The organism is Bacillus cereus group sp. TH152-1LC (genome assembly GCF_027710505.1).
Taxonomy (GTDB): domain Bacteria; phylum Bacillota; class Bacilli; order Bacillales; family Bacillaceae_G; genus Bacillus_A; species Bacillus_A mobilis.
The window spans coordinates 754969-781143 of the sequence record NZ_JAQFNK010000001.1; the positions used below are offsets into that span (position 1 = coordinate 754969).

Sequence of the window (26175 nt, forward strand, 5' to 3'; positions counted from 1 at the left end):
AGAGAGGGCGAAAAACATGAAGAGAAGAGTTGTTATTACGGGAATGGGTTGTGTGACTCCGTTAGGTAATGATGTCGAAACGACATGGAATAACGTTGCAAATGGAATTTCTGGAATAGGAGAATTAACAAAAAGAGATTCAGAGAAATTCCCTGTGAAAGTAGCAGCAGAAGTAAAAGATTTTGATATGACTCCATATGTTGAAGCGAAAGAAGCGCGTAAAATGGATTTATTCACGCAATATGCGGTAGCTTCTTCTATGATGGCTTTAAAAGATGCAGAATTCAAAATAACTGAAGAAAATGCAACAAAAATAGGTGTTTGGATTGGCTCTGGTATTGGTGGAATGGATACATATGAAAAGCAATTTCGAACATTTGAAGAAAAGGGTTATAGAAGAGTGAGCCCATTCTTTATTCCTATGATGATTCCAGATATGGCATCTGGTCAAGTTTCTATTTTAACAGGAGCAAAAGGCATTAATTCATGTACTGTTACAGCATGTGCATCAGGAGCAAATGCAATTGGAGATGCATTTAAGGTAATCCAGCGCGGAGATGCAGAGGCTATGATTACAGGTGGTGCTGAGGCTCCTATAACAGATATGTCAATCGCAGGATTTTGTTCTGCTAAAGCATTATCACTGAATCCTAATCCTCAAACAGCAAGCCGACCTTTTGATAAAAATAGAGATGGTTTTGTTATGGGAGAAGGAGCAGGTATTCTGATTCTTGAAGAATTAGAACATGCTTTATCTAGAGGAGCAAAGATTTACGGTGAAATCGTAGGATATGGCGCAACAGGCGATGCATACCATATTACAAGTCCATCTCCAGGAGGAGAAGGTGGTTCTAGAGCCATGTTGCAAGCAATGCAAGATGCTGGTATCGAACCAACAGACATTGATTATATTAATGCACATGGAACGAGCACAGCTTTGAATGATAGATTTGAAACACAAGCTATTAAAACAACATTCGGTCAACATGCTTATGAACTGCATGTCAGCTCTACAAAATCAATGACAGGACATTTATTAGGAGCAGCAGGGGCGATAGAAGCTATCTTCAGTATCAAAGCTATACAAGATGGAATTATCCCACCTACTATGAACTATGAAACTCCAGATGAAGATTGCGATTTAAATTATGTACCAAATAAATCTATTCATAAAGAATTACAGTATGTTTTAAGTAATTCTCTTGGATTTGGTGGTCATAATGCTACGTTAATATTTAAAAAATACGAATAAGACAATGGAAAAGCAGAGAGTATTCTCTGCTTTTCTGTATTATGACAGAAAAATTATCAAGAACAGAAAATAAAGGATTTAGATAATTATTTTGAAATTAATTAGCATCGAAGGGAAGTGTCCAAATGAAATATAAAATTGTGTTTTTGGATATTGATGGAACTATTCTATCTCATAACCATACAATTCCAGAATCAACTAAAAAAGCAGTTAAAGAATTAAAAGAAAAAGGTATAGAAGTCGTAATTGCTACTGGTAGAAGTAGTTTTGAAACAAAACATATTGCAGATGAACTAGGAATCACTTCCACCATTACATTTAACGGCTCTTATGTGAATTATAACGGAGAAGAAGTTTATAAACAAAACCTATCAGAAGAAATAGTTTCTGAATTCATTCAATTAGCGAATAAAAAGGGGGATGCTGTTTCTTGTAGTGGACTAGAAACAAAATATTACACGAAAAAAAGTCATCCAGTGGTACAAGAAGCAATAGATACATTTGAGTTCAAGGGAACCATTTTAGCAGATAATCTAGAACAATTAGATGGAGTATTTCAAATGAATCTATATTGCAATACAAAAGATGAATTAAATAGTTATCATGATACTATTTCTGGATTGAGGTTAGCACCTTGGAATACAACTTTAAATTGTGCAGATGTATTATCAAGTGAAACTTCTAAAGCAGAAGGAATCAAAACGTTATTAAGCTATTTAAATATCAGTAAGGAAGAAGCTGTGGCATTTGGAGATGGTCTGAACGATATAGAAATGTTATCATTTGTAGGCGCTGGCGTGGCAATGGGGAATTCTCATCCAAAACTATTTGCACATGCAAAATTCAAAACAACATCCGTTGATAAAGATGGAATTTATTGTGGTTTAAAAGGCTTAGGCATTTTATAAAAAACTAAAACAATGTAAGCGCTAGCGGGTATCTAGCGTTTTTTTTATTTTTTCAAAGCCTATTTTCTAATTATAAGTATTGGTATAATACATATAAGAAAGGGGATTTTTCATATGAAATTCAATTATCCTAATGGGAAAAAATTCGTTGGAAATTCAAAAAAAGAAACAACGAATGCTAATCCTGAAAAGAAAGTACAAAAAATCCAAAAAAATAATAAGATAACGACACACAGCAATAGGGGACAATCTTTTGAAGATGATATTAATCAAACCAATCAATATTATTTAGAAAGAGGTTTAGCAGTTATACATAAAAAACCAACGCCTATCCAGATTGTAAAGGTTGACTACCCCAAAAGAAGTGCAGCGACTATAAGAGAAGCCTATTTTAAAACACCATCCACTACAGATTATAATGGTTTATATAAAGGTAGATACATAGACTTTGAAGCAAAAGAAACAAATAGCAAGACTTCTTTTCCGTTAAGTAATATCCATGAACATCAGATTCTCCATTTAAAAAGCGTAAAAGAACATGGTGGAATTGGATTTTTTATTATTAAATTTTCAGAAACAAATGAAGTCTATGTTTTAGAAAGCGAGTATGTATTTTCTTTTTGGGATAAAAAAGAAACAGAACGAAAATCCATTCCTAAACAATTCATCGAGGAACATGGTATTTCCGTGTTAATCGGATGGCATCCTAGACTATCTTACTTAGAAGCTATTGATAAATTGATAGATAAATTATCATCGTAATACGTGTTATTTCATGTGACTAAGAATGCATAAAAATATAATATGACAAAAACTGCTTTTTAAAAAAGGGATAATGAAAAATAGAAGTAATTATATATACGTAACCTAAGAGAGACCGGACCCAATAGCGGAGGTACTAGAAGTAATGTAATAGGTTAACATTCTCAAAGGCAGCGGATGATATCTGTTGCCTTTTTCTATTTTCAAATATATGAACACAAAAAGGAGCGTTTATTGTGATTATTTACGTATTAGTGGAACAGGATTATGAAGGAAGTCATATATTTCTTGTTCATCCAGATAAGGAAATGATTATGAGACAATTTTACTCAGAGCGCCAGGTTCAGGTTTGGAAAGATGGAGAGGTACTAAGAGTGATAGAAAGTAAGGATAGATATAACCAGGAATTATGGTTGGAATAAAATATAACTATGGGTAAATCGAGAATTTTCACCTTAATGTGTAAATACATAGTACAATTTTTATAAAATAGAATTAAAAGTGTTGAAATGGTTGGTTTTTAGTAAGTTAAAAGCAGTACATAACTTTTACAGTAAGAAGGAGAAAAAATATGTCATTGGAAATAAACAAAGATTTAGAAATAAAAACTACAAATTCAAAAAAAGTTGTACAGGTTCTGAATATGTTTTGTTTAAATATTAAAGAACATCCTGCTGATTTTGTATTATTAGAAGAGATTGGTGTACAAAATTCAAAAAAATTAGTTGCTATTTTTGATAGGCTGAAAGTATGGGCAGTAGAAAGAACTATGATTTCTATTACTGGGAAAAAAGAAGAGTTTGTTATACATTTCATGGATAGCAATACCATTAAGTTTCAGTGTGCAAGCAACAATATCCATATTATGCTTGATGATAATTCAGAGAACAACCAAAACATTGTGATAACAGTGAATTCATGCGGATGAGTGTGAAAAGGGTATATGATGAGAAATAAAATATCCGTAAAATAGATGAGAATTATGAATGACCTTTAAACCTGTTATTACTTAACAGGTTTTTTCGTGTTTTATACATAGAGAATTTTAAAAATGGTATGATAGTTATGATTTATGAATTAGGAATCAGAAAAAGCGTAAAATCATACGAAATTTGATGAAATTAACATGAATAAAATACTTAGGATGGTGTATGGAAATGAAATTAACATTTTTAAACGCAGGAGACGCTTTTGCATTCGAGCAGGGACATAATAGTGCTTTGTTAGAGTTTGATAATACAAATCTAGTAATTGACTTTCCAGCAACAAATAGGGCAGCCTTAAGAAAATTAGGTATGGACCTTGGAGACGTAGAAAATGTATTTATCACTCATCTTCATGAAGACCATATTAATGGCGTTCAGCAATTCGCCTATTTCAATAAATTTGTCACAGGAAGAAAGCCTAACCTATATATAGCTGAAGATTTAGTTGACGGTCTTTGGGAAACGGTAAGACAAGGTTTGCTATATGGAGTTGGTGCGTTACATACACTAGAAGATTATTTTGTGGTTAAGCCATTAAAACAAGGACATAGTTTTTTCATCGATGGTATTGAATTTGAAATCGTTAAAACACAGCACTTCGATGGAATGTCTAGTTATGGGATGCTTGCTAAGAAATATTTCTACTTCTCTGGAGATTCTTTAGTGGATTATGATTTTTTAACAAAGATACATCCGTTTATTCAAACTATTTTTCACGATGTACACTTAAAGGATATAGAGATTCCGGTTCATGCGTCGGTTAAAGACATAAAAAAATTACCACAAGAAATTCAAGAAAAAATAGTTATCATGCACTATCATGATGAATATGTAGATAAAGAGAAGAGAGAAAGATTTGAAAAAGAAAAAAATGTACAAATAGCTTATGCTTTGCAGCAGTTTATGTTCTAAAATTTAGAAAGATAATATAAATAAAAACGCTCTTTTCGCATAAATTGTTGTTTTTTACTCAAAAGCAATATTAGGCATTATAATCATTATGAAGTTAATGAATAAAAGAAGGAAAAGATGCAATAAGAAAGGATAAATAAAAAGATGAATCATATGAATAAGGTTTGCAACTTGCTTGGTTTAGAACTGTTTGAAAAATTTAATATTACCAAAGAGCGACCTAATATATTACAAAAAATTAGAAATCCTTATTATTTTACTGATGAGGGAATGATTAATAATTTTGGTACGTTAGATAATAATTTATTGGCGGATTTAATTGTTGGTAGTTTAAAAATAAAAAAAGTTAAAAAATGTCCTAATTGCAACGGTAAAGTAGAGGTAGGACAGTAGTGTTGCATTTCGAAAAAATGAGTCTTGATGAGTAAAATTGATGAAATCATTGAAGTTTGCCAAACTGTCCTTGATGGAAACCAGTCTTTAGAAGACTCAGTTATCTATAATATGCAACAATTAGCATTAGAAATTAAGTTAGAAAGATAGTCGCAATACGAACAAATTATTCAGTAAATACTCTAGACCCTGGATATTAAAATCCTAGGTCTTTTTTGTGGGAAAAATCAACAATATATACGAAAACATCCAATAAAAAACACAGGTCAAATATACTGTTTGACCTGTGTTTTTTATTTTAGTTATTTGATAACATCAATTCTTCAAATTCATCTACTAATTCTTTAAATAGACTTAACGCATCATCTACAGGTTGTGGCGTTGATAAATCTACACCTGTGATTTTCAATAGTTCAATCGGATAATCAGAACCGCCTGTTTTCAAGAATTCTAAATAACGTTTAACAGCAGGTTCTCCTTCTTCAAGGATAGATTTAACAATAGCATTAGCAGCAGAGAAGCCAGTAGCGTACTGATATACATAAAACGCATTGTAGAAGTGAGGAATACGGCTCCATCCATATTTAACTTCCTCATCTAGCACAACAAGGTCACTGTTATAGTCAGTATATAGCTTTTCGAAAACATTAGATAAAGAGTCAGCTGTTAAAGCTTCTCCTTGTTGAACCATTTCGTGTGTAATTTTCTCGAACTCAGCAAACATTACTTGTGTAAATAAAGTACCTCTGAATTGGTCAATAAAGTGATTTAATAAATATTTTTTAACATTGATATCATCAGTGTTGCTCATTAAATATTTCATTAATAATACTTCATTAACGGTAGAAGCGACTTCAGCTACAAAAATCGTGTATTGTGCTTGGTTTCTAGGCTGATGTTTATTGGAATATACTTTATGCAGAGCATGCCCCATCTCGTGAGCAAGAGTAAACACATTATCCAGGTCATCTTGGTAATTTAATAATACGTATGGATGCACAAGATTTCCGGTGTGGTCGCTATATGGACCCCAAGAGTATGCTCCAGAGCGTTTTCCTTCTGTTTCTCTTACGTCAATCCAACCTTCTTGTTTTGCTGCTTTTAAGATGCTTATGTATTCCTCGCCTAATGGAGCTAGACCTTTTAACATTAACTCATATGCTTCATCATAAGATAGCTTGAAGTTTTTATCTTCGGCAAGGGGAACACCTAAATCATAACTTCTTAGTTCATCTAGTTTTAAAACTTCTTTTCTTATTTTCATGTAACGATGTAAAGAAGAAAGATTGTTTCGTGTAGACTGGATTAAATTTTCGTATACACTTAACGGAACTTCATCGTCAAAAAGCGAACTCTCTAAAGCTGATGGATAGTGTTTTAATTTAGAAAGTAAAACATTGTTTTTGATGCTTGCTCCAAGAGTAGAGGCAATTGCATTTTTTTGTTTTACATATGCGCCGTGATAAGCATGGAAGACTTCTTTTCGTACTTCTCTATTAGGGCTTTCCAGTAACGTTGAAACCAATCCGCGAGTAAGTTCCACTTCATTACCTTCTTCGTCTTTTACTGTTCCAAATTTCATATCAGCATTGTTAATCATGCCAAATGTTGTTTGAGGGACAGAAAATACTTCTCCTAATTCCGATAGCAACTCTTCTTTTTCTTTGCTTAAAGTGTGCTCTTTGTACTTATAGATTTCATATAAGTCTTTTTTGAAATAATGTAGTTCTTCTTCTTCTTTTAAATATTGCTCTAATTTTTCTTTATCCCAGCTTAACAAGAATGGAGTGAAGAATGATGTAGCAGAATGTAAGGACACACCAATGCTTCTTACTTTATTTCCTAATGATTGTGAATCAGAAATTCGTGTATCTTCATCAAGCTTTAATCCAGAGTAAATAGCTAATCTGTTGTAAATAAAAGAAGCTTCTTCATCAAGCTTTAAAAATGTGAGTAATTCTTTTGAAGAATTAATATTGTCATTGAACGTTTTTAGTTCCGAAATCATTGCAGTTAATTTTCCATAGTCAGTTTCCCATGACTGCATATCAGGATAAATGTGGGTTAAATCCCATTTTTCATTTGATGGAACTTCATTTCTAGTTAATTGTTTCTTCATTTAAAAAACCTCTCATTCGATAAATTTAATAAATAGTATTTCTATTTTTATCCATAATTACCTTTAGGGACAAAAAAGAATTAGTGGGAATGCAATAGCATTTCAATTGTTTTGTTATTTTATCATATATTTCAAAATGATTCCTATCATCATTGATATCCTATGTAATCGAACATTCCATAATCGAGCGAAAAATAATGGGAATTTTTCTCAAAAAACATCGTAAAATAATTGCTTTTTTACTTCTATATGATATTAGATGTATGTTATTTATAATTATAAAAATTTCCAAAGAAAGGGGTATTTTTAATGCGAAAATACATCATTAGATTACTTATACCTTTATTATCATTACTACTAATTATTGTGCAATCTCCGAGAGTAGAGGCGAGTGATAACCTAACGAAACCAATAAATCAACTTTGTATTTTCTATGGCTGGTCAACTTATATTAATAATTCTAGTGGAATCATAAATAAAGCAGTGCAGCAATATGAAAATTGCAAGGTAGTGGTTTTGGGAGATGGAATCGAACATAGTAGCCACGAAGACCATGAAAATACTAAAACGATGATTCCTATATTAACATCAAAAGGAATTGAAGTTTATGGTTATATTACAATAGGCGTATCGACGGTCAACCTTGATGAAAGTACATGGAAGCAATATATAGATGAATGGAAATCAATGGGTGTTACAGGTGTGTTTTTAGATGAAGCCGGATATGATTATGGGGTTACAAGAGAAAGACAAAATGTAGTAAGTGATTATATACATGATTCTGGATTGAAAGTATTTATGAATGCATGGAATATTGATGATGCTTTAAGTGATAAGGACGAAAAAGGAAATGATAATCCAAGTCATATGACAAAGGAGGACTGGTTTTTACTTGAAGACTGGAGAATAGGTCAAGGGAATTCGGAAAAATTAAGTGATATGGTAAATAGGGGGCAGAAAGCAATCGACTATAAAAAACAAAAAGGTATACGTATTGCAACGGTTACTTCTAAAAATAGTCCAAAAAATACAGATTACACTTTGGCAAACTACCAAATAGCTTGGTGGTCTGCAACTGCCTATGGATTTGATGCTTTTCAATGGACAGACCCTGTTTATAGTTCTAATAATTCAAAGTTAATCTTTTATCCAACTCTTAATAATGATTATGGAAAGATATTCACTAATGAATCTCCAAAATTAGTTAACGGTAAATATGAAAGATATACCGATAAAGGAATAATTGCATTTGATAATTCAAGTGCAAGCTTTACTCCGAATTCTGATGTAATAGAGGTTGGAGTTACTACGGATACATATCAAGATAACCAATTAACTACTAAAATTGATAAAGTTAAACCTGGTATTTACAGTGTGTATAAAGATGAAGGTGATGCATGTTTGATTTTGTATAATCAGCAAGCGGTTTGGATAAACAAAAAAGCTATAGGTACTCCGGTAGCAAATATCTTTTCTGTTCCTGAAACAACGTATATCTATGCTGCGCCAGATGATGAATCTGAAATATTGGGAAGTTTGGCTGCACAAGATGTAAATGTGACGATGGAAGTTGGAGACTGGAAAAGAATCAATAGTTGGATAGGACCAGTTTGGATAAATACAAATAAGAATACTTTAGGGGGGAATTTGATATTAACAGAAAAAACACAGTTATTTGATTCAAATAACGTTTTATCTATTCGCTCGGAACATCTATCTCCTCAAACTGTAAAAGTTCTTAAAAAAGAGGGAGAATGGGCGAAAATTCAAACTTGGCTTGGACCTAAATATATTAATACTAATCTCAAAATTAAGAAGTTAGGGATTTATGGAAGTATTAATTTATATGATGAAAAAAGAGAAGACGCAAAATTATCTGAAACACTTAGTCCACAAATTGTAACGGTGATAAAAGAAGAGGGGGATTGGAAACTAATTAAAACTTGGTTAGGTCCCAAGTATATACACACAAATGGAATAGAAGATATAGAAAATTACAACTTGAAAGACCAATTTATAACACTGAGTGAAAGGAAAATACTATATTATCATCCCAAAGAAAGTGAAATAACCATTTATTCAGTGTCACCACAAAAAGTGCATGTAATAGGAGAATATAAAGAATATAAATTGATTCAAACATGGATGGGATTTTTGTGGATTAAATAAAAAGAGAAGAAAAGCAGGTATGTATTTAAAATATGTACCTGCTTTTCTTTTTTCGGGATTAACTTAATGATTTGTTATTTGACGTAAAAGGTACAAAAGTAGCGGGTGGGATTAAATGATTTTTTAAAGAAATAAATATGTGAAGCAAATACAGAAAAAACGGAAATTCGATAAAAACAGAAATGAAAAATGATACGATGTATAACGCAAAAACAATAACTAACTAGAGAGGTTGATTTAGATGGCTAAAGGTCAGAAGTTTTATGTAGTGTGGAGTGGGAAAGAACCAGGTATTTATAAAACATGGGCAGAATGTGAAGAGCAAGTCAAAGGATTTAAAGGTGCTCGTTATAAATCTTTTCCTAATTTGCCGGAAGCAGAGGCAGCCTTTAAAGGAGAAGAAAGTGTGACGTATGGTAATGCTGAATCTTCTGGATATATAAAAGAAAGTATTTCAACAGATGCAGCTTGCAGTGGGAATCCAGGAGTTATGGAGTTTCAAGGTGTAAATACCGAAAATGGAGAAAAAATCTTTTACTTTGGTCCTTTTCCAGTCGGTACAAATAATATAGGGGAATTTCTAGGGATTGTAGAAGGGATTAAATATCTACAAAAAGAGAATAAACCAGAAATGCCTATTTATACAGACTCCCAAACAGCTATTGCTTGGGTTAGAAATAAAAAAGTAGGTTCTAATTTAGAAAGAAATAATCAAACAGAAGAATTGTGGCAATTGATTGAGAATGCGATTGAATGGTTACGAAATAACGAGTACAAAAACCCAATTATTAAATGGGATACACCCGCATGGGGAGAAATAAAAGCTGACTTTGGAAATAAATAAAATTTAATTCAGAATAATAGATAAAATAAACTAATAGACCAGTAGGAATGAAATTTTTGGTTGTTGCATTCAAAAAGAAAAAGTAACGAATATTTTCGTTACTTTTTTTGTTTAATTTCATATATTTGTTCATTTTTTAATTAATGATTATTAGTTCTTAAACAATCAGCTTACTAAACGTTCTAAGATATAATCGGAACCTTTTAACATTTGTTTTAATTCATCGAAATCAGCGTTTTCAATAGCTGCTAAGTATTTACTATCAACCTCTGGTTCTTCCCAAAATCCAGACAAGAAACACTTAGCTTCATTTAATGTTACTTTTCTAGGTTCAGTGTCATTATGACGAGAGTAAAGTAAGAATTTTTCTTGATTCTGCATTTCTTTCTTTTCGATGTTTTCGGCGTAAATTTCATCCGAAACACTAAGATTTACAGTTCCATACACATTCGTTTTATGGACCTTTACATTTGTCGTAAGACCACTTACAGCCTCTAGCATATAATCCGTTATGAACTCTCTTAGTACCTCTGAATCAAACAAAATTTCATCTTTCACTGTAAGACCAGGAAGTCGAAACATAGCAAAAGGTTTATCTTTGTATACAATAAATGTCAAATCACTATCATTACATCCTTCATAATCTCTCAATTTTAGATTTTTGATTGTGTTTTGCCCGCCCCATTGGGATTTACGCATGCTTTCTAATTCTTGAAACATATTAAATTCATAGAATGCAAAGGTAAATTCAGATTCCTCGTAGTTTCTGTTCATAATCTCTTTAATTGTTAGTTCTAATTTTTTCATTTTTTTCTCTCCTAATCATTGTGTTTTTCCTTGGTACTCAAACGTTTTATAAAGTGTACACTAATTTTGTAAAAAATGTAAAAAATCATTTATTCTAATGAAACGATGACAATCCAGAAAAGGGACTTATGTATAACACAAGTAAAAAGATGTAACATGACTATGATTTTTTCTGTGAAAATTAAAAATTACATAAATAAATTTGATATTATAAATTCATTCACGTCAGATATAATAGTTATCATTTTGTATATGGAATTTGAAGTAAAAAAAGATGAAAAAAGGTGAAAAGCATGCAATACAATGAAATTTTAAAAGATGTTGTAGAGTCTCAAAAACTAAAGCACCTTATTACATTGACATCATCGCAAATTGAAGCAATCGAAAGTTTAGAGGTTTCTAGTGTTCAACTAAAAAATAGTTTGATGTTCAAAAAAATAGAAATTGAATTATACTTATTAGAAAATCTCAAATTAGCCATATATAAAAGATTTAGTGCTACTTCTGAACATCAGTTCAAGAGGGAATCTCCTATTCAGTTTAAATACCCTAGTGGCTCTATCGGAACATTTAGATACATAGCTTCTCAATACTTTCCGGATTTACGTGATTCAGAAACTAAAACAAGATTCCAACAAATAGATGTTATCATCGATTTTCTAGATTTAGTGTTTAAAGAATTCTATGTAAAGACGAAAAAGAATGATGAAATCGCGGGAAATTTAAAGGTATAGAAATTTTTAATGGTGAAGAAAAAAAGAATCTTAATTGAGTAACACACGAAGAATTGATAAATGAAGAGAACAAGGGATATATAAAGTTTTATGAATACACTAAAACTGTGTATAAAAAATATGGAATAAACGGATTAGAATGTAACATCTATTATTTGAATTCATTAAATTCAAATGAATTAAATAAAATGAAAAACGTAAAAATTGGCATGTCTGACGAGGTAAGACGGTCTATCGAATCTGAAATTTATTTGTACGGACATTTAAGTGACTATAATTTTAATCCACATATAACAAAAGGTAGTTTTAAAAAATATTAAGTATTTAAAGCAATCAATTATTATTGATTGCTTTTTTCGGTTATCTAATTCAAGTTCATCGGAACTTAATTAGAATCTAAAATTAAATGGTTTTTTCGTTGGAAGAATAACCTTCTTTTATTCTTATAAAGAAAAGAAGATTAAAACAACACCATGTTAAAATGAACGTGTTTCCCATTTCAGACCTTTCTCTTTTAGTTTCTTTAATGTTTGAAAATGAATCGTAATATTTGTGTCTACTCCTGGAATAGAACAATATTCTTGTACAACCCATCGAAATATGTGCGCCTTTACAAAAAGGTACAGGTGTAGTTCATTATTGGTGACAATGTATAGGTTTTTGTTTTTTTCATTGGACATTATAGTCCGTAATAAACCTTTGAAATCCATTTCAGGTGAATCTTCATTGCAAATCAGGACATAAGATTCTTTTCCATCTCTCTCTAAAACAAGAACGTTTTCGTGTAGTAACTCTATTAAATTAGGGATTTCTTTAAAATTGTTTTCTAAGAAATAATCCAAAACTTCTTTTTTCATTATACACACTCCTTAACTAAACAAAGAATTGTAAATGAAATGAATATTCCCTAGAAAAAAGAGCGGTGAAAACCGCTCAATTCATGTTTTTATTGTTTAATAATGCTTGGTATTGCTTAATATATGATTCTCTAAATTGTTTACTTTCTTCGTTAGTTTTAAAAAATTGTTTTCTTCTTTTTTTATGTATAAACTGTGAAAGAACAAGCTTTTCTTCTGATAACAATGGAATCTTTATCATGTTTTTTCTCATTCCTGTGCCACGAAAAAATCTTTTTTCTGAAGTCGGTAATACTAAGTATTTCATTTTGAAATCTCCTTTGTAAATTTTTTACAGAAATTATCGCAGATATTACCCAAAAGTCAACTTTAAAAATGAAAAGTATACAACAGAAAAAGTGTAAAGGTTTATATGGTGAATTCGATATTTGAAATGATGAGGAGGGGATAAAATGGAATATGGATATTCAGAAAAAGAGTTTGGATTAATAAACATTGTTAATAAATTAAATAAGCGGATATTAAATATTAAAGAAATTATACAGGAGGAAAAAGTAAGCGGGGAAGTGGAGAGTATCACATTGAAAGATGTTTCACTTAATATTGTTCCAGCGGTAGATGACTATGATGAAATCAAAGTGTTTACTCATAGATTTGCTGTTAACTTTTATGGAGATGAAAGAGGGAGATATATTAATGTTGTAACTTTTCATTCTCCGGATATTTATAAACAAGACTATCAAGCTTTCTTCCCGAATGATTTTGAAATTGTATATGAAGAGGATGAAGTAAGAATAGAATCAAAATATGTACTTTCAGAAGAAGAGAAAGAGATAATTGATTTCATGAATAAAATAAGATATCAAAATGTTTTTGATAGAGAATTTAAAGCAGATGTTATTAACTTTTTAGATAAAATAGGATACGAAATAGAAGAAAGTGATTCTGAATAATTGAAAATAAACCAAATATATCTTAATATTAATATGAGATAAAAACCATGTTGTAGAAATGTATAACATGGTTTTTTTTAAATTAATTGCCACGCAAGCAACATGGATTAATTTCACGTATCGAATTTAATTTTTAAAAATAAAATAGCAATAATAACCAAGTGTCAAAATACATAAATCAATGAATTTCCAGTTTTTTATGGAGATGCTATGGGTTATAATGGAAGCATGCTATTTTTCAAAAAGGAGAATAATCGAATGGATTTTGTAACAAAACCGAAGTCATATGACATTACAAAGGTGAGGGAGTTTGAAGAATTTAAAGGGTTTGGTCTTGCGATTACAAATAGAAGTTGGTCTGGACAAGATTATGCCACTAGTGAGGACGGACAAAGATTTTTAAAGGAACTAAGGGAATGTGAAAAACAATTTTGGAAACTAACTTCTGGAATCGATGAAGGATTGAATCTAGATTTTCTAATAGATGTTTCTGTATTCAAAAATACTATACCTGATAACGGGCAGCTCATTGAATTGCTAGAGGAAATAGAAGATTTTTATGATGTAGATACAAATGATACGGAAAAGAATAAACTAGTAAAGAAATATCAAAAGAAACTAAAAAGCTATTCAACAAAATTAGAGAACATGGCGTATTTGTATCGTTGGTATTTTACTAATAAGAATCATCCATTTAGTGAAGAATTAAAACATAACATGGATAATTTATTAATACAGTTAGGGAAAAAGACAGAAAAAGCAGTTGCTGCTCACGAACATGAAGTTTTTGGTACACTCGCGCTTAGTCAAGCTATCCGAGAGATGGAGAAATCAAATTGGGTTAATAATTTAGGAGAAGACGAACTTGAAGAGTTATTCCCTGGTGAGATAGAGAGTTTAAATCGTGAAAATCAAGGTGTATTAGCAAACGAACTCTTCATGAAATCAGTGGTACCAACAAATGATTGTTTTTCTAAGTTGTTTAAATATGGTTTTGATGAACCTTCGTTGTTCTTTTATGGTTTATATGCGATAGGAAAATATTTAGAAGGTCACCCAAGGTTTACAAAGAAAATGAGAGCATTCATTTTAATTGAGCCGAAAAAAAATAATGTAGATGTATTTCTTACCTATTCATCAGCTCAATTAGCTCAAAAGTTTTTATCAAACGAATTTTTATTTAAAGAGTTTAAACGTTTAGGAATAACACATGCAGCTCATGATAGTTTCTTAAACTTAGAAAACTCTATAAAATTGCATGAAAAAGAAAAGATAAAAACATTGAAACGTCTAGCAAAAGACATAGCGGGGAAAATAAAGGAAGAGGAAATCAATAAAAACATTTTCAAAAAATCATGGTTTCATAAATTACCGGAAGAATTTGCAGATATGTTCGGAATAAGCGTAATAAGCCTACGAGATATAAGTACAATAGCTGGACCTAAGGGACCTGAAATTTTTATCAAAGGAACAGCTTATACCATTAACGGAAATGCTTATTTCTTCTCTATTTTTAATCCAACAACATGGGGAGGATTCAACTCTACACAGTGTGCTATTATGACGTATTCTATTCATCTACTTTATACTTTAATGAAAGAAGATAAATTCGAAATAATACCTAATATGTACAAAGAGAAAAAACAGCCTGAAAAAATTAGAAATACTAAAATGTTGAAACATAGGCTTAAAGCGTCTGCTTCTAAACGTAAAGCAGCTGCATCTAGATACAAAGAAAATGTTCCACTGGAAATACTGTTATGGTTTAGAGAGAGTGAAAACCCATTCTTTGAATCAGAAACAATGAAATTGCATATTAAAAATATATATGAAAATCAAATAACATTAAAAGATGATTTATTTGATTGTGAAAAATTAGAAGAAGAGTGGGAAACTAAAGAAAAAAGTATGAGTTAAGAAAAAATAGAAACAGCAACGGAACTGATACCGTTGCTGTTTTTGGTTTAATTTCGTAATAATTTTGGTGAGGTAAACTTATTTGGTTTTAAAACACTTTTGTACATATTTCATCATTTTGATAACATCACCTTGTTCGTTGCTAATAATTTCTTTTGCGTCATCAACGTGTAATAACTCTTCTTTAACCATGTTAAGAGCCATTTCCATTCGTGTCACAGCGTCAGAAATTTCTTTTGTGTATTCTTTTATAGTTCTTAGTTGATTTTCCGTAACGCCAACTTTTTTATTGATTAAGTTTCTCATAAAAAACTCTCCTTAGTTGTATGTTTTTCTTATTTTAATCTATTTTTTATTATTTAGTGGGTAAAACTCGATTTAATTTCACGTATCGTAATTATTTTAACAAAAAAATAAAAACCAAGAAAATAACATAAGGTGTAGGGTTATTTATACAATCCAATTTGCTTTGCATAATTGCAGTATTATATAATTTCTTTAAAAATGGAAAAGGTTGGTGATAAAAAGTGGAATTACTTTCTAAACCATCACATTTTAAATTTGAAAAAGAAAAGGAATTAACAGATTTTAAATACTTTAAATTGTTTCCTACAGAACGAAATTGGGTTGGAAAAACGTATATTACGAAAAAAGAGGTGGAAACCTTCTTTTCAGAGCTCTTAACAACATCAAAAGAATTTGAACAAATATTTGCTGAAACAGACATAGATTTTGATATTTCAATTCTTGTTGATTTATCTGTTTTCAATGGAACCCATGAAAAATCAGAGCAAATCTTAGAGTTTTTAGAAGAAGTTGAGGATTTTCATTCTCCTAAAAAAGGTTCTACTGAACATGAGAATCTGAGAATAAAATATATGAAAAAGATGAAAAAATTAACGGAACGAATAGAAAATCATGCGTATTTATATAGATGGTATTACAATAATGTTTCTCATTCGTTTGCTCCTATGGTATTTGAACATTTAAATGAAATTATTAAGCAAAAAGGAAGAAAAGTTGTTCGTTTAGTAGATAAAGGAATGGATGACAATGTAAGAATACTAAAGCAAAAAATTGCACAAAAGCAGAGGAAAAAGCAATTAAGTGAGCGTGAATATAATCGTGTACAGAATAACACGCTTGATGAACTGGTAGAAAAATTAGGAAGGTTTGTAAGAGAAGAAAATAAAAAGAACTTTGAACAATTCTTCAAATTTTCCTTTTCAGAACCTAGTTTATTATATTTCGCCATGTATTCTATACGTAATTACTTAAAACAAATAGAGTTTTATCGACATGAGCATGGAATTGATAGCATTCTTAGAAAAACCCTGGTATTTTATGCTGAAACCGTTAATCACAAAATGAAATGCACTTTTAAAGATATTGAACGTGGTTTCCAATTCGACGGAAAAACAAAAGAAATAATACCTATATCAAGTGAAATGTTAATACATTCTATATTGGAGTATGAAACACATTTATCTTCCTTCATAAATAATGATAAAGTTTCTGTTTATCCACAGAGTCTATACGCATTAAAAAATATGGAAGACACAAATGAGAGAGAAAAAATAGGTGTTTTAAAAGCAATTGTTGAATGGGCATCCGAACGAATAAATCAAAAAGCGAACATACTTGAATCCATTATATGGATACATAAAATCAATCATCCATTTTTTAATGATGTCGGTTTAAACGAAATATCTTTTTTATCACAAGATATGGTAGGGGGACCAGAGGGAGATGAGTTGAAAATATTAGCTTCCGGATTGTATAAAGACGAAGCGTTAATATATTTCCCTATATTTAACCCTAAATCTTGGGAGGGACTAAATTCTAAGCAATGTGCACTTATGGCTTATGGGATTTGTTTATATCATGACATGTTAAACAAAGAAAACTATAAGCTAATACAGTCACCGCCACATAGAGAATTGGTATTTGCAGATAAAAAAGAATACGAGCTAGTGCTATTTACAAGAAATAAGGATGTTTTAAATAAAAAGAATAGGGAGATAGAGGCACCTAAATATAATGCGCAACCAAAAGAAAGAACAAGGAGCGAACATTGGGTCAGCTTCCATTTCAGAAAACTAAAAGAAGGACAAAATGCTAGTGAAGAAGCAAGAGGGATTGCTCTGAAATACGGTTTCAAACAAATTCCCAAAGGTTTTACATTCGTAGATTCTTTCATCAGAGGAGATAGAACAATTGACCCATCTACAGTGCATGTATCAGCTGTAGATGTATTAGCTCATACATTACAAAAGATGGCTACTGTTGAAAAAGAAATAAGCTCTTCTCTATGATGCACTTTACAAAAGGTACCGTGAAATTTCGCGGTACTTTTGTTATTTAAAGAAAAAAAGAGTATTTTTACTACAAATATATAATGCATGCTATAATTTCAAAAATATTGAAAAGGGGTTTTTCCTAATGAAAACTAATTTAGAAACAATTTTAAAAACAGTAGCTGATAATCAAGTTAATGAAGTAGAAGTTATCTTTTTCCTTGAAGATGATGAGTATGGATATGGATACACATATCACGAAGAAGGTTTCTATAGTCAAGCGCTACAAGACCGTTTTTCAATAGAAGAAATCACTAGTGAAGATTTTGATGACATGCTTGGAATGGAAAATCGAAAAGCATTTGGTGATGTATTTGATAGTAGTAAAGAAGCGGTTGAGGATGTAATTAACTTTTATTCAGGTATGAAGAAAGGTAAATATGGTAACACCCTGGATATGATTACAGCAGTGGAAGTTGGAAGAAAAGAAGGATTAGACTATATCGTATTTGTAAAAAAACAATAAGGAATATAAATAACAAACATACAATGTAATAGAAAGGAAAGATACTAGTGAAGGAAGATTTGACTGTAATAAAGGTAGCAACACTGGAGGAACTTGTTGACCGATATGAATATGATAGTAAATTCACAGCAGCATATGTAGAAGAATTAAATGCTTATGCGGTTGCAGTTGCCTATAAATCTACACTAAGTAGTAATCAAGAAGAATCGGTAACAAAAACAGGAAAGTCACTAAACGATATTCTTAGTCAAATAGGGAGCGAAAATCATTATGCAATGTCTGTTGCCTATGGGTCTTCACATACCGAATACTCAGGAGAATCAGCAGTTAAAAAAGGTGGTTCACTAAAAAGTATTGTTAGTAGGGGTAAAGGGTCTAATAGGATTGATTATCATATCTACTTAGTGCATAACAAGCAAATTGAAATGTATTGGCTAGGTGGAGATATTTTTGATTCGTTTGGTTATTTCTACGCCTTAAATCTAATGGATAAAACAGTTAAAACTAACAGCTTAAATCCAAAAGAAATTGTTAGAGCAAAAGATTACATTAAAGCTAAAGTAATCGCCTAAAAAAGAAAAAATTAAACTACAAAAGCAACGGAATTATTCGTTGCTTTTCTTTTTTGTTACTGTATTTCTGTAATTTTTTATACCCAATAAAAAATCCTATGATACCATAAAAGAAAAAAGACAAAAAGGAGCAACAAATTATGGATATTACAGGTATTTTATCAAACACTGTGCTTTTATTAACAGAGGAATTAACAAAAGAAAACCCGTTTACTTTTAAACCAATAGTAATTGGGAGGACTCTTCAGTTAGAAAATTACTATGAAGGTACTTTCTATGTAACAATTGATACTTTGGATAAAGTTGAAAATCACTTAAATGTAAATTTAAGATATTACACAAAAAAAAGAAAGGTTGTTGCGGTTAAACCAAAAAAGAAAGATTACCATTTCTTTAAACTTTACTTTGAAATCATCACTAAGGCTTTATTTGAAATTGCAGCAGCAGAAAATAAAACTGGAATTGTAATTACATATAGTGATTTCGATGAAAAATTAGCTGATTTTTTATCAAAATGTATCCCTGATTTAAATCCACTTCAGTATGGGGAAGAAGTATTGAATTTGATTGAGAAAAAGGGTAATTTAGGCGTAATCGGAATGAAATTGAGCTCAGATGTTGTAAAGCAATCCTTGCAGTTTATCGAGATTATTCCAAAGTTAAGAAATATTTTTGATAAAAATACACTTTTGACTTTTGAAAATACCTATCGTGACGGTGTACTTTGCTTGTTTAATGAAGAAGTTAAAATCCGATACTTAGGAGAATTGATGATTTGGAAATTAGTAGATAATAATAAAATTGTTATTCATAATGAAGAAGAAAATACACAGAATACAATTTTATTAGATGAGCAATTAATTTTTAATTACTTAGAGGAGCTAAAAGAAGAAAAGAAATTAAAACATCTAATAGCTAAACCAATGGATAACTATGAACAATTAATACACAAACTTTCCAAAGTCGAATCATTATCAAAAGCTTCGAAAATAAACTACTTTTGGATAAGAGATAAACAAGAAGATGGATTTGAAAAACTAGAAGAATACACAGGAAGTTGGGAAAGTGCTGAGAGTGTTTGTGTCGAATTACTGGAAAAGCGGGAAAAAGGAGATTATTTTTCATATGATTCTGTTTCTTCCCATAACGGAAATATACTTTCATATGTATTCACTTATGAGTTCTTTCATAACGAATCCTATTTCTACTTTGTTTTTATAAATAAGGAAGATGACGATAACACTGAAGATAGAGTACAGGTAGTAATTTCTAAAGAGAAGAATCCAATAGAATTAAAAATATTGGTATTTGATTTATTGATGTCCAAGTAATAATAACAGGGAAAATAAAAAACATAGACAGAGTAGCGTTTTAAAAGCGCTACTTTTTTGTTTGTATTGCTATTAGAAGTGGGATTATATGTTTTCAACTGTTTTCTTTATATTATGATACAATAAGCAAAAAAGGAGAAGTGATTTACATGAACGAAAAGGAAGAATTTATTTTTGATTCAAAGGAAGCACAGAAAGCCATAGCAAGTTTCCGTAATCAATTAAAAAAAGAAAATAAGAAAATGAGAATTACAAAGGAAACATACTCATACAACGGAGAGCAAAAATTATCGATAAAAATATATAATGGGTTTTCAGAAATCAACTTCTTTATCAGTTGGATGACGGAACATATTATGAACTTGAAATTCGGTTATTCAAACTATAAACGTTACGATGCGGATACAATTATAGAGTTTGCTATGAATTTAGCGAATGCAATAGGTTCATCAGCGATAAGTATTCAAGGAAGTAGCCTAGAAGAAAACGTAAAAATACAGCCAAAAGAATTAAAAAGAAGTGATAAGGATAAAGAAGATGTTGCATGGCTATTTGTAAACACTTTAAACGGAAGCGAAAAAATCTTTTATGTTAACTTGGAAGAAGATTATGTCGAAAACAAAGTAGCTATTAAACGACTAGTGGATGAGCAATTAGAAAAATATACAGCAGAAGATAAAACATTTGTATCAACAAAAAGAGCAGGCTGCAAAGACGATATAACAGTAACGTATTATTATAAAGGGTTTGAAGGAAAAATCGAAATTTTCTTTGGGAAAACAATAGAATTTCACGTATCGGAATTAGATATAAAAAAAGAAATACAGTCCCCAAGTGAATTTGTAGCATTATTTGATGATGTAATGGAGGAGAGTCATAACAATATTAAATTAATGTCTCTCATTAACCCTCCAAAAAGACATTTCAAATCGTTTTTCACTCAAAGCATTAAAAACAATGAACAACTTTCTGATGATGTTTTTACATTAATATCGGAAGATGTTCCCGCAGAACAAATAGAGGAAGATATCTTAGATAACAAAAAACATGAATATAAAGCATACTTAACGTATAACGAATATCGTTTCTTTAAAATATTTAACCTTTACTTTGTTTTAGATGAAAGAGGAAAACAAGCTGAAAAGTTCTATGATTTTGAAGAGGCTAAAAAAGTATGTTTAGAAAAAATACGAAAAAGAGAACATGATGATTATTTATCTCGTTTACACCATGCGGAGCAACGAGTTTTATCTGTTAATCCGTAGACAAAATAAAAATTAAAATAACTCTCTTTTAGAAAGGATTATGACATGATTCAATTAGATACTGTTACACAAGAATTCTTAGCACAATACGCACCTTATTTAAAGGTTCGCAAAGATAAAATAGTGATTAAATCTCGTAGGGGGAATGTAACAGTTCCATCGAAGCTTTATCCCCTCACAAACAAGCGTACAATCGCCTTTTTCTGCTTCGCGAATACAAAACCATTAACACCTGAAGTCGAGCATTATGAGACGATTAAGAGGGTGTTTGATGAACAAGAACTAATGACTGGATATTGCTACCGCAATACAGAGCGAGTATATGCAGGACTTTTAGAAGCCGGTATTCCACAAGAAGATTTAAAAACATATGTAGGTTGGCTTTTATCAGGAAGTCGTCCTGTTCATCACTGTTGGTTAGTCTATAAGGATGAGTACCTATTAGATGGCAGTACATTCCTTGCAGACTTACAAGCAAGAGAAATAATTCATGAACAAAAAATCACAGATATGCAACAGCAACGAGAATTACTAACAGAACTTATGTTAGAAAATATGAAACAACCTAATTCTGAAACAAGAGCATTTGGAAAAGCTCTACCAACCTATGATTACGTTGGCACTGTATGTGTTCCGAATGATGGTCGTAAGATTTACAACGAACTAATTGATGCACATCCAAATCATCCTTCTTATAATCAAGCAGGACAAAATCCACATGGAGCATCAAAAACACAGGAAATGCTGTACAGTAAGTTAAAAAAATAAACAATTTAACCAATTAATCCGTAGACAATATAAAAATAAAACCCTAAGCGATAGAATTCGAACTTAGGGTTTTTTCATGTTTTATTTATTTTTATTTTTTGCAATGATGTTGTTTTTTTCTAAGAAGCCCGTATCAAATTCACCAGCAATAAAATCAGGATGATTTAATAATTCAATATGAAACGGAATTGTTGTATTAATACCATCGATAACAAACTCATTTAGCGCTCGTTTCATACGTTGAATTGCTTCATTTCTATCTTTACCATGAACAATAAGTTTCGCTACCATTGAATCATAGAAAGGAGATACTGTGTATCCTGGGTAACAAGAGCTATCTACACGTACACCATATCCGCCTGGTGGAAGATACATATGAATCGTACCTGGAGATGGCATAAAGTTTTTAGCAGGATTCTCAGCATTAATACGGCATTCAATTGCATGTCCTGTAATACGAATATCTTTTTGTTTTATCATTAATTTATTTCCGAATGCTACAGAAATTTGTTCTTTGATTAAGTCTACGCCAGTTATCATTTCTGTTACAGGATGTTCTACTTGGATACGAGTGTTCATCTCCATGAAGTAGAAATCTCCGTTTTTATCTAACAAGAACTCTACCGTTCCAGCACCGCAATAATTTACTGCTTGTGCAGCCTTTACAGCTGCTTCACCCATTCTTCTACGAAGACTTTCATTCAAAGCAGGAGAAGGAGCTTCTTCTACTAATTTTTGATGTCTACGTTGAATAGAGCAATCACGTTCGCCTAAATGAATAACATTACCATGTTGGTCGCCTAATACTTGAATTTCAACGTGTCTTGGTTCTTGTACATACTTTTCAATATATACACCCGCATTACCAAATGCTGCTTCAGCTTCTTTTTGAGCTTGCAGTAAAGCCTTTTCTAAATCATCAGCACTATTTGCTACGCGCATACCTTTACCACCGCCACCGGCTGTGGCTTTGATAATAACAGGGTATTTAACTTCTTCTGCAATTGTAAGTGCTTCTTGTAAGTCATTTACGATATCTTTTGTTCCTGGAACAATTGGAACACCTGCATTTTTCATTGTAGTACGAGCGGTGTTTTTATCGCCCATTTTACGAATCGCTTCTGGAGATGGTCCGATAAATGTAATGTTAAATTGTTTACATTTCTCCGCAAAATCGGCATTCTCAGATAAGAAGCCAAAGCCAGGATGGATGGCTGTAGCTCCTGTTAAGTTCGCAATGCTGATGATATTATTCATATTTAAATAGCTTTCTCTAGCTGGAGTAGGACCAATACAATATGCCTCATCTGCAATTTGCACATGCAATGCATTCGCATCTGCTTCTGAATATACAGCAACAGTTTTAATTCCAAGTTCTTCACATGCTCGAATAATACGAACAGCAATTTCTCCTCTGTTCGCGATTAATACTTTCTTAAACATATTTATCGTCCTCCTTCAGGTTGAACAACGAAGAGAGGTTGACCATATTCAACAAGTTGACCGTGTTGAACAAGAACTTCTACAATTGTACCGTCGGTATCTGCTTCGATTTCGTTGAAGAGTTTCATAGCTTCTACGATACAAACAACTGTATCCTTGTTTACTTTGTCACCCGGTTTTACAAAAGCAGGTGCATCAGGAGTTTGTGTTGCATAGAAAGTTCCTACCATTGGAGATGTAATTGTAACTGTATTATCCGCTACAGGTTTTGCTACTGGAATTACAGGTACTTCTGTTTGAACAGGAACCTGAGTAACAGGTGCTACAACTGGTTCGTGTACCTGTGCTACAGGTACAACCGGAATAGAAGTTGTTTGACTCGTTATTCCGCTATTTTTTATGATGGAAACACTTGTATCGCCTTGTTTAATTTTAAATTCTTGAATACCACTATTATCTATTAATTGAATAAGTTCTTTGATTTCATTGATTTCTAGCATGTAAAAAATCCCCTTTGCATTTGTGATTATCGTGTTTCTTCAAACTCGCCAATTTTTCTGAATTTCTCATAACGTTGTTCGATTAAAGTTTCTGCATTTAATGGAAGTAGCTCAGATAAAGAACGTGAAATCATATCACGAATATATTTCACCTGTAATTGTAAATCCGTATGTGCACCACTAGCTGGTTCAGGAACTACTTCATCAACAATTCCGAATTCATATAAATCATTTGCGCTCACTTTCAAAGCTTCGGCTGCTCGTTTTGCCTGTGTAGCGTCTTTCCATAGTAGAGCAGCTGCTCCTTCAGGGGAAATAACGCTATAGAATGTATTTTCAAGCATATATATCTTATTCCCAATAGACAAAGCAAGGGCACCGCCGCTACCGCCTTCTCCGATAACAAAACAAATAATCGGAACACCGAAACTTGCCATTTCTCTTAAATTACGAGCAATTGCTTCGGATTGTCCACGTTCTTCTGCTTCTTTACCTGGAAATGCTCCGGCAGTATTAATGAATGTGATAATAGGGCGCTTAAACTTATTAGCTTGTTGCATCAAACGTAATGCTTTTCGGTATCCTTCAGGTTGAGACATACCAAAACGCCTATGTAAATTCTCTTTTGTATTTTGTCCTTTTTGATTTCCAATGACAGTAACAGGCATACCATTAAAAGTTGCAATTCCTCCAACCATTGCTGGGTCATCTGCATATAATCTATCACCATGTAATTCTATGAAATCATCAAAAATACATTGAATGTAATCAAGGGTAGTAGGTCGTTCAATATGGCGAGATAATTGAACTCTATCCCAAGTATCCATATCTACTTTAACTTCTTTTTGTTTTGATTGCAATTCAGAAATTTTACTTTCTAAATTCGAAATAGCATCAGATAAATCCAATTGATGTTCTTCAGCCATATGTTTTAATTCTTCGATTTTCTGGATTAGTGCTTCTATATTTTCATAAGACTCTTTATTTTCTATCACTAGTGTTCACTCCCGTTGTGTGAATTTTTAAGATAGTAGTTAAGTTTTGTTTTAAATCTCTTCTGTCTACCACCATATCAAGTTGTCCATGTTCCAATAAAAACTCAGCTGTTTGAAAATCTTTTGGTAGTTTTTCTCGAATGGTTTGCTCAATAATTCGTCTTCCTGCAAAGCCAATTAATGCTTGTGGTTCTGCAATGTTAATATCACCCAGAGAAGCGAAACTTGCAGATACGCCGCCCGTTGTAGGGTTTGTTAATACAGAAACAAATAAGAGTCCTGCTTTGTTCATTTTTTCTAATGCTACGCTTGTTTTAGCCATCTGCATCAGACTTAAAACACCTTCTTGCATACGAGCTCCGCCACTAGCAGAGAATAAAATGAAAGGTCGTCCGGTTTCTAATGATGTTTCAATACAACGAGTAATTTTCTCTCCAACTACAGAACCCATACTTCCCATACGGAATCTGGAATCCATAACACCTAGAACAACAGGGTATCCGCCTATAGATGCTGTTCCTGTTACGATTGCGTCATTTAATGATGTCTTTTCTTTATCTGATTCCAGTTTTTCTTTATAATCTGGAAAACTCAATGGGTCAGTAGATAACATGTTTCGATTGATTTCAGCAAAAGAACCTTCATCCACTAACATAGAAATTCTTTCATAAGAAGAAATAGCATGATGGTAATTACATTTCGGACAAACATTATGTTGAATTTTAAATTGTTCTTTAGGGAGTTTCTTTCCGCAACCCGCACATTTTTTGGGGAAGGGTATAAAATCTGGTTTTAAATCCTGAGAAGGGAAGACCTTTTCTTTATTTATCGTTTTAAACATTTTTAGCATATATTTGTACACCTC

Annotated in this window: 27 protein-coding genes; 18 read left to right on the forward strand and 9 right to left on the reverse strand. The window is 31.7% G+C overall.

What is annotated here, in order from left to right:
- Positions 1-16 precede the first annotated feature (16 nt).
- The 7 genes from fabF to PDL00_RS03975 all read left to right on the forward strand — a co-directional run bounded on the left by fabF (position 17) and on the right by PDL00_RS03975 (position 5213).
- A complete protein-coding gene (gene fabF / locus PDL00_RS03945; RefSeq protein WP_270726634.1) occupies positions 17-1252 on the forward strand; it encodes a beta-ketoacyl-ACP synthase II in 1236 nt (411 codons plus the stop codon).
- A 125-nt stretch (positions 1253-1377) separates the two neighbouring features.
- The gene (locus PDL00_RS03950) at positions 1378-2160 is read left to right on the forward strand and encodes a Cof-type HAD-IIB family hydrolase (RefSeq protein WP_270726639.1); all 783 of its coding nucleotides are present in this window, start codon (positions 1378-1380) and stop codon (positions 2158-2160) included.
- A gap of 114 nt (positions 2161-2274) precedes the next feature.
- Positions 2275-2922: a Holliday junction resolvase RecU gene (recU, locus tag PDL00_RS03955; protein WP_270726642.1), complete on the forward strand. Its 648-nt coding sequence runs from the start codon at positions 2275-2277 to the stop codon at positions 2920-2922.
- A 236-nt stretch (positions 2923-3158) separates the two neighbouring features.
- Positions 3159-3344, forward strand: a complete 186-nt coding sequence (locus PDL00_RS03960; protein WP_270726644.1) for a hypothetical protein — start codon at positions 3159-3161, stop codon at positions 3342-3344.
- 149 nt (positions 3345-3493) lie between these two features.
- A complete protein-coding gene (locus PDL00_RS03965) occupies positions 3494-3850 on the forward strand; it encodes a hypothetical protein (protein WP_270726646.1) in 357 nt (118 codons plus the stop codon).
- A gap of 229 nt (positions 3851-4079) precedes the next feature.
- Positions 4080-4820, forward strand: a complete 741-nt coding sequence (locus PDL00_RS03970) for an MBL fold metallo-hydrolase (protein WP_270726648.1) — start codon at positions 4080-4082, stop codon at positions 4818-4820.
- A 144-nt stretch (positions 4821-4964) separates the two neighbouring features.
- On the forward strand, positions 4965-5213 hold the full coding sequence (locus PDL00_RS03975) for a hypothetical protein (protein ID WP_270726649.1): 249 nt from the start codon (positions 4965-4967) through the stop codon (positions 5211-5213).
- 298 nt (positions 5214-5511) lie between these two features.
- On the opposite strand, the gene pepF is transcribed toward PDL00_RS03975, so the two are convergent.
- Positions 5512-7332, reverse strand: a complete 1821-nt coding sequence (gene pepF, locus PDL00_RS03980; protein ID WP_270726651.1) for an oligoendopeptidase F — start codon at positions 7330-7332, stop codon at positions 5512-5514.
- A 309-nt stretch (positions 7333-7641) separates the two neighbouring features.
- On the opposite strand from pepF, the gene PDL00_RS03985 reads away from it, so the two are divergent.
- Entirely contained in the window at positions 7642-9501 is a 1860-nt protein-coding gene (locus PDL00_RS03985; RefSeq protein WP_270726653.1) for a hypothetical protein, read from the forward strand.
- Positions 9502-9742: 241 nt separating this feature from the next.
- Positions 9743-10345 (forward strand): ribonuclease H family protein, encoded by a 603-nt coding sequence (locus tag PDL00_RS03990; protein ID WP_270726655.1) that lies wholly within the window; start codon positions 9743-9745, stop codon positions 10343-10345.
- A gap of 165 nt (positions 10346-10510) precedes the next feature.
- Here PDL00_RS03990 and PDL00_RS03995 read toward each other — a convergent pair whose 3' ends face one another.
- On the reverse strand, positions 10511-11152 hold the full coding sequence (locus tag PDL00_RS03995) for a hypothetical protein (RefSeq protein ID WP_270726657.1): 642 nt from the start codon (positions 11150-11152) through the stop codon (positions 10511-10513).
- A 293-nt stretch (positions 11153-11445) separates the two neighbouring features.
- Here PDL00_RS03995 and PDL00_RS04000 point away from each other — a divergent pair, with 293 nt between their 5' ends.
- Entirely contained in the window at positions 11446-11886 is a 441-nt protein-coding gene (locus PDL00_RS04000; protein WP_270726659.1) for a hypothetical protein, read from the forward strand.
- A gap of 476 nt (positions 11887-12362) precedes the next feature.
- Here the strand turns inward: PDL00_RS04000 and PDL00_RS04005 are convergent, their stop codons facing one another.
- The gene (locus tag PDL00_RS04005; protein WP_270726660.1) at positions 12363-12743 is read right to left on the reverse strand and encodes a hypothetical protein; all 381 of its coding nucleotides are present in this window, start codon (positions 12741-12743) and stop codon (positions 12363-12365) included.
- Positions 12744-12819: 76 nt separating this feature from the next.
- Entirely contained in the window at positions 12820-13050 is a 231-nt protein-coding gene (locus PDL00_RS04010; RefSeq protein ID WP_270726661.1) for a hypothetical protein, read from the reverse strand.
- Between the two features lie 145 nt (positions 13051-13195).
- Here PDL00_RS04010 and PDL00_RS04015 point away from each other — a divergent pair, with 145 nt between their 5' ends.
- Positions 13196-13696, forward strand: a complete 501-nt coding sequence (locus tag PDL00_RS04015; RefSeq protein ID WP_270726662.1) for a hypothetical protein — start codon at positions 13196-13198, stop codon at positions 13694-13696.
- 258 nt (positions 13697-13954) lie between these two features.
- Entirely contained in the window at positions 13955-15613 is a 1659-nt protein-coding gene (locus PDL00_RS04020) for a hypothetical protein (RefSeq protein WP_270726664.1), read from the forward strand.
- A 78-nt stretch (positions 15614-15691) separates the two neighbouring features.
- Here PDL00_RS04020 and PDL00_RS04025 read toward each other — a convergent pair whose 3' ends face one another.
- Positions 15692-15919 carry a hypothetical protein gene (locus PDL00_RS04025; protein WP_098007395.1) on the reverse strand — a complete coding sequence of 76 codons (228 nt, stop codon included), beginning with the start codon at positions 15917-15919 and terminating at the stop codon, positions 15692-15694.
- A gap of 221 nt (positions 15920-16140) precedes the next feature.
- Between PDL00_RS04025 and PDL00_RS04030 the strand changes: the two genes are divergently transcribed.
- From PDL00_RS04030 to PDL00_RS04055, 6 genes are all read left to right on the forward strand, one after another.
- Positions 16141-17928, forward strand: coding sequence for a hypothetical protein (locus tag PDL00_RS04030; protein ID WP_270726666.1), 1788 nt, complete (start codon positions 16141-16143; stop codon positions 17926-17928).
- A gap of 127 nt (positions 17929-18055) precedes the next feature.
- The gene (locus PDL00_RS04035; RefSeq protein WP_270726668.1) at positions 18056-18436 is read left to right on the forward strand and encodes a hypothetical protein; all 381 of its coding nucleotides are present in this window, start codon (positions 18056-18058) and stop codon (positions 18434-18436) included.
- Positions 18437-18483: 47 nt separating this feature from the next.
- Positions 18484-19008, forward strand: coding sequence for a hypothetical protein (locus PDL00_RS04040; RefSeq protein ID WP_270726670.1), 525 nt, complete (start codon positions 18484-18486; stop codon positions 19006-19008).
- Positions 19009-19148: 140 nt separating this feature from the next.
- Positions 19149-20339: a hypothetical protein gene (locus PDL00_RS04045; RefSeq protein WP_270726672.1), complete on the forward strand. Its 1191-nt coding sequence runs from the start codon at positions 19149-19151 to the stop codon at positions 20337-20339.
- A 149-nt stretch (positions 20340-20488) separates the two neighbouring features.
- A complete protein-coding gene (locus tag PDL00_RS04050; RefSeq protein ID WP_270726674.1) occupies positions 20489-21604 on the forward strand; it encodes a hypothetical protein in 1116 nt (371 codons plus the stop codon).
- Positions 21605-21649: 45 nt separating this feature from the next.
- The gene (locus tag PDL00_RS04055; RefSeq protein WP_270726676.1) at positions 21650-22372 is read left to right on the forward strand and encodes a hypothetical protein; all 723 of its coding nucleotides are present in this window, start codon (positions 21650-21652) and stop codon (positions 22370-22372) included.
- An 81-nt stretch (positions 22373-22453) separates the two neighbouring features.
- Here PDL00_RS04055 and accC read toward each other — a convergent pair whose 3' ends face one another.
- The 4 genes from accC to accD are packed head-to-tail and all read right to left on the reverse strand — an operon-like array spanning position 22454 to position 26160.
- The gene (gene accC / locus PDL00_RS04060) at positions 22454-23815 is read right to left on the reverse strand and encodes an acetyl-CoA carboxylase biotin carboxylase subunit (RefSeq protein WP_270726678.1); all 1362 of its coding nucleotides are present in this window, start codon (positions 23813-23815) and stop codon (positions 22454-22456) included.
- A 2-nt stretch (positions 23816-23817) separates the two neighbouring features.
- On the reverse strand, positions 23818-24315 hold the full coding sequence (accB, locus tag PDL00_RS04065; protein WP_270726681.1) for an acetyl-CoA carboxylase biotin carboxyl carrier protein: 498 nt from the start codon (positions 24313-24315) through the stop codon (positions 23818-23820).
- 26 nt (positions 24316-24341) lie between these two features.
- Positions 24342-25310 (reverse strand): acetyl-CoA carboxylase carboxyltransferase subunit alpha, encoded by a 969-nt coding sequence (locus PDL00_RS04070; protein WP_270726683.1) that lies wholly within the window; start codon positions 25308-25310, stop codon positions 24342-24344.
- A complete protein-coding gene (gene accD, locus PDL00_RS04075; RefSeq protein WP_270726686.1) occupies positions 25297-26160 on the reverse strand; it encodes an acetyl-CoA carboxylase, carboxyltransferase subunit beta in 864 nt (287 codons plus the stop codon). The genes PDL00_RS04070 and accD overlap by 14 nt, the downstream gene beginning before the upstream one ends.
- Positions 26161-26175 lie beyond the last annotated feature (15 nt).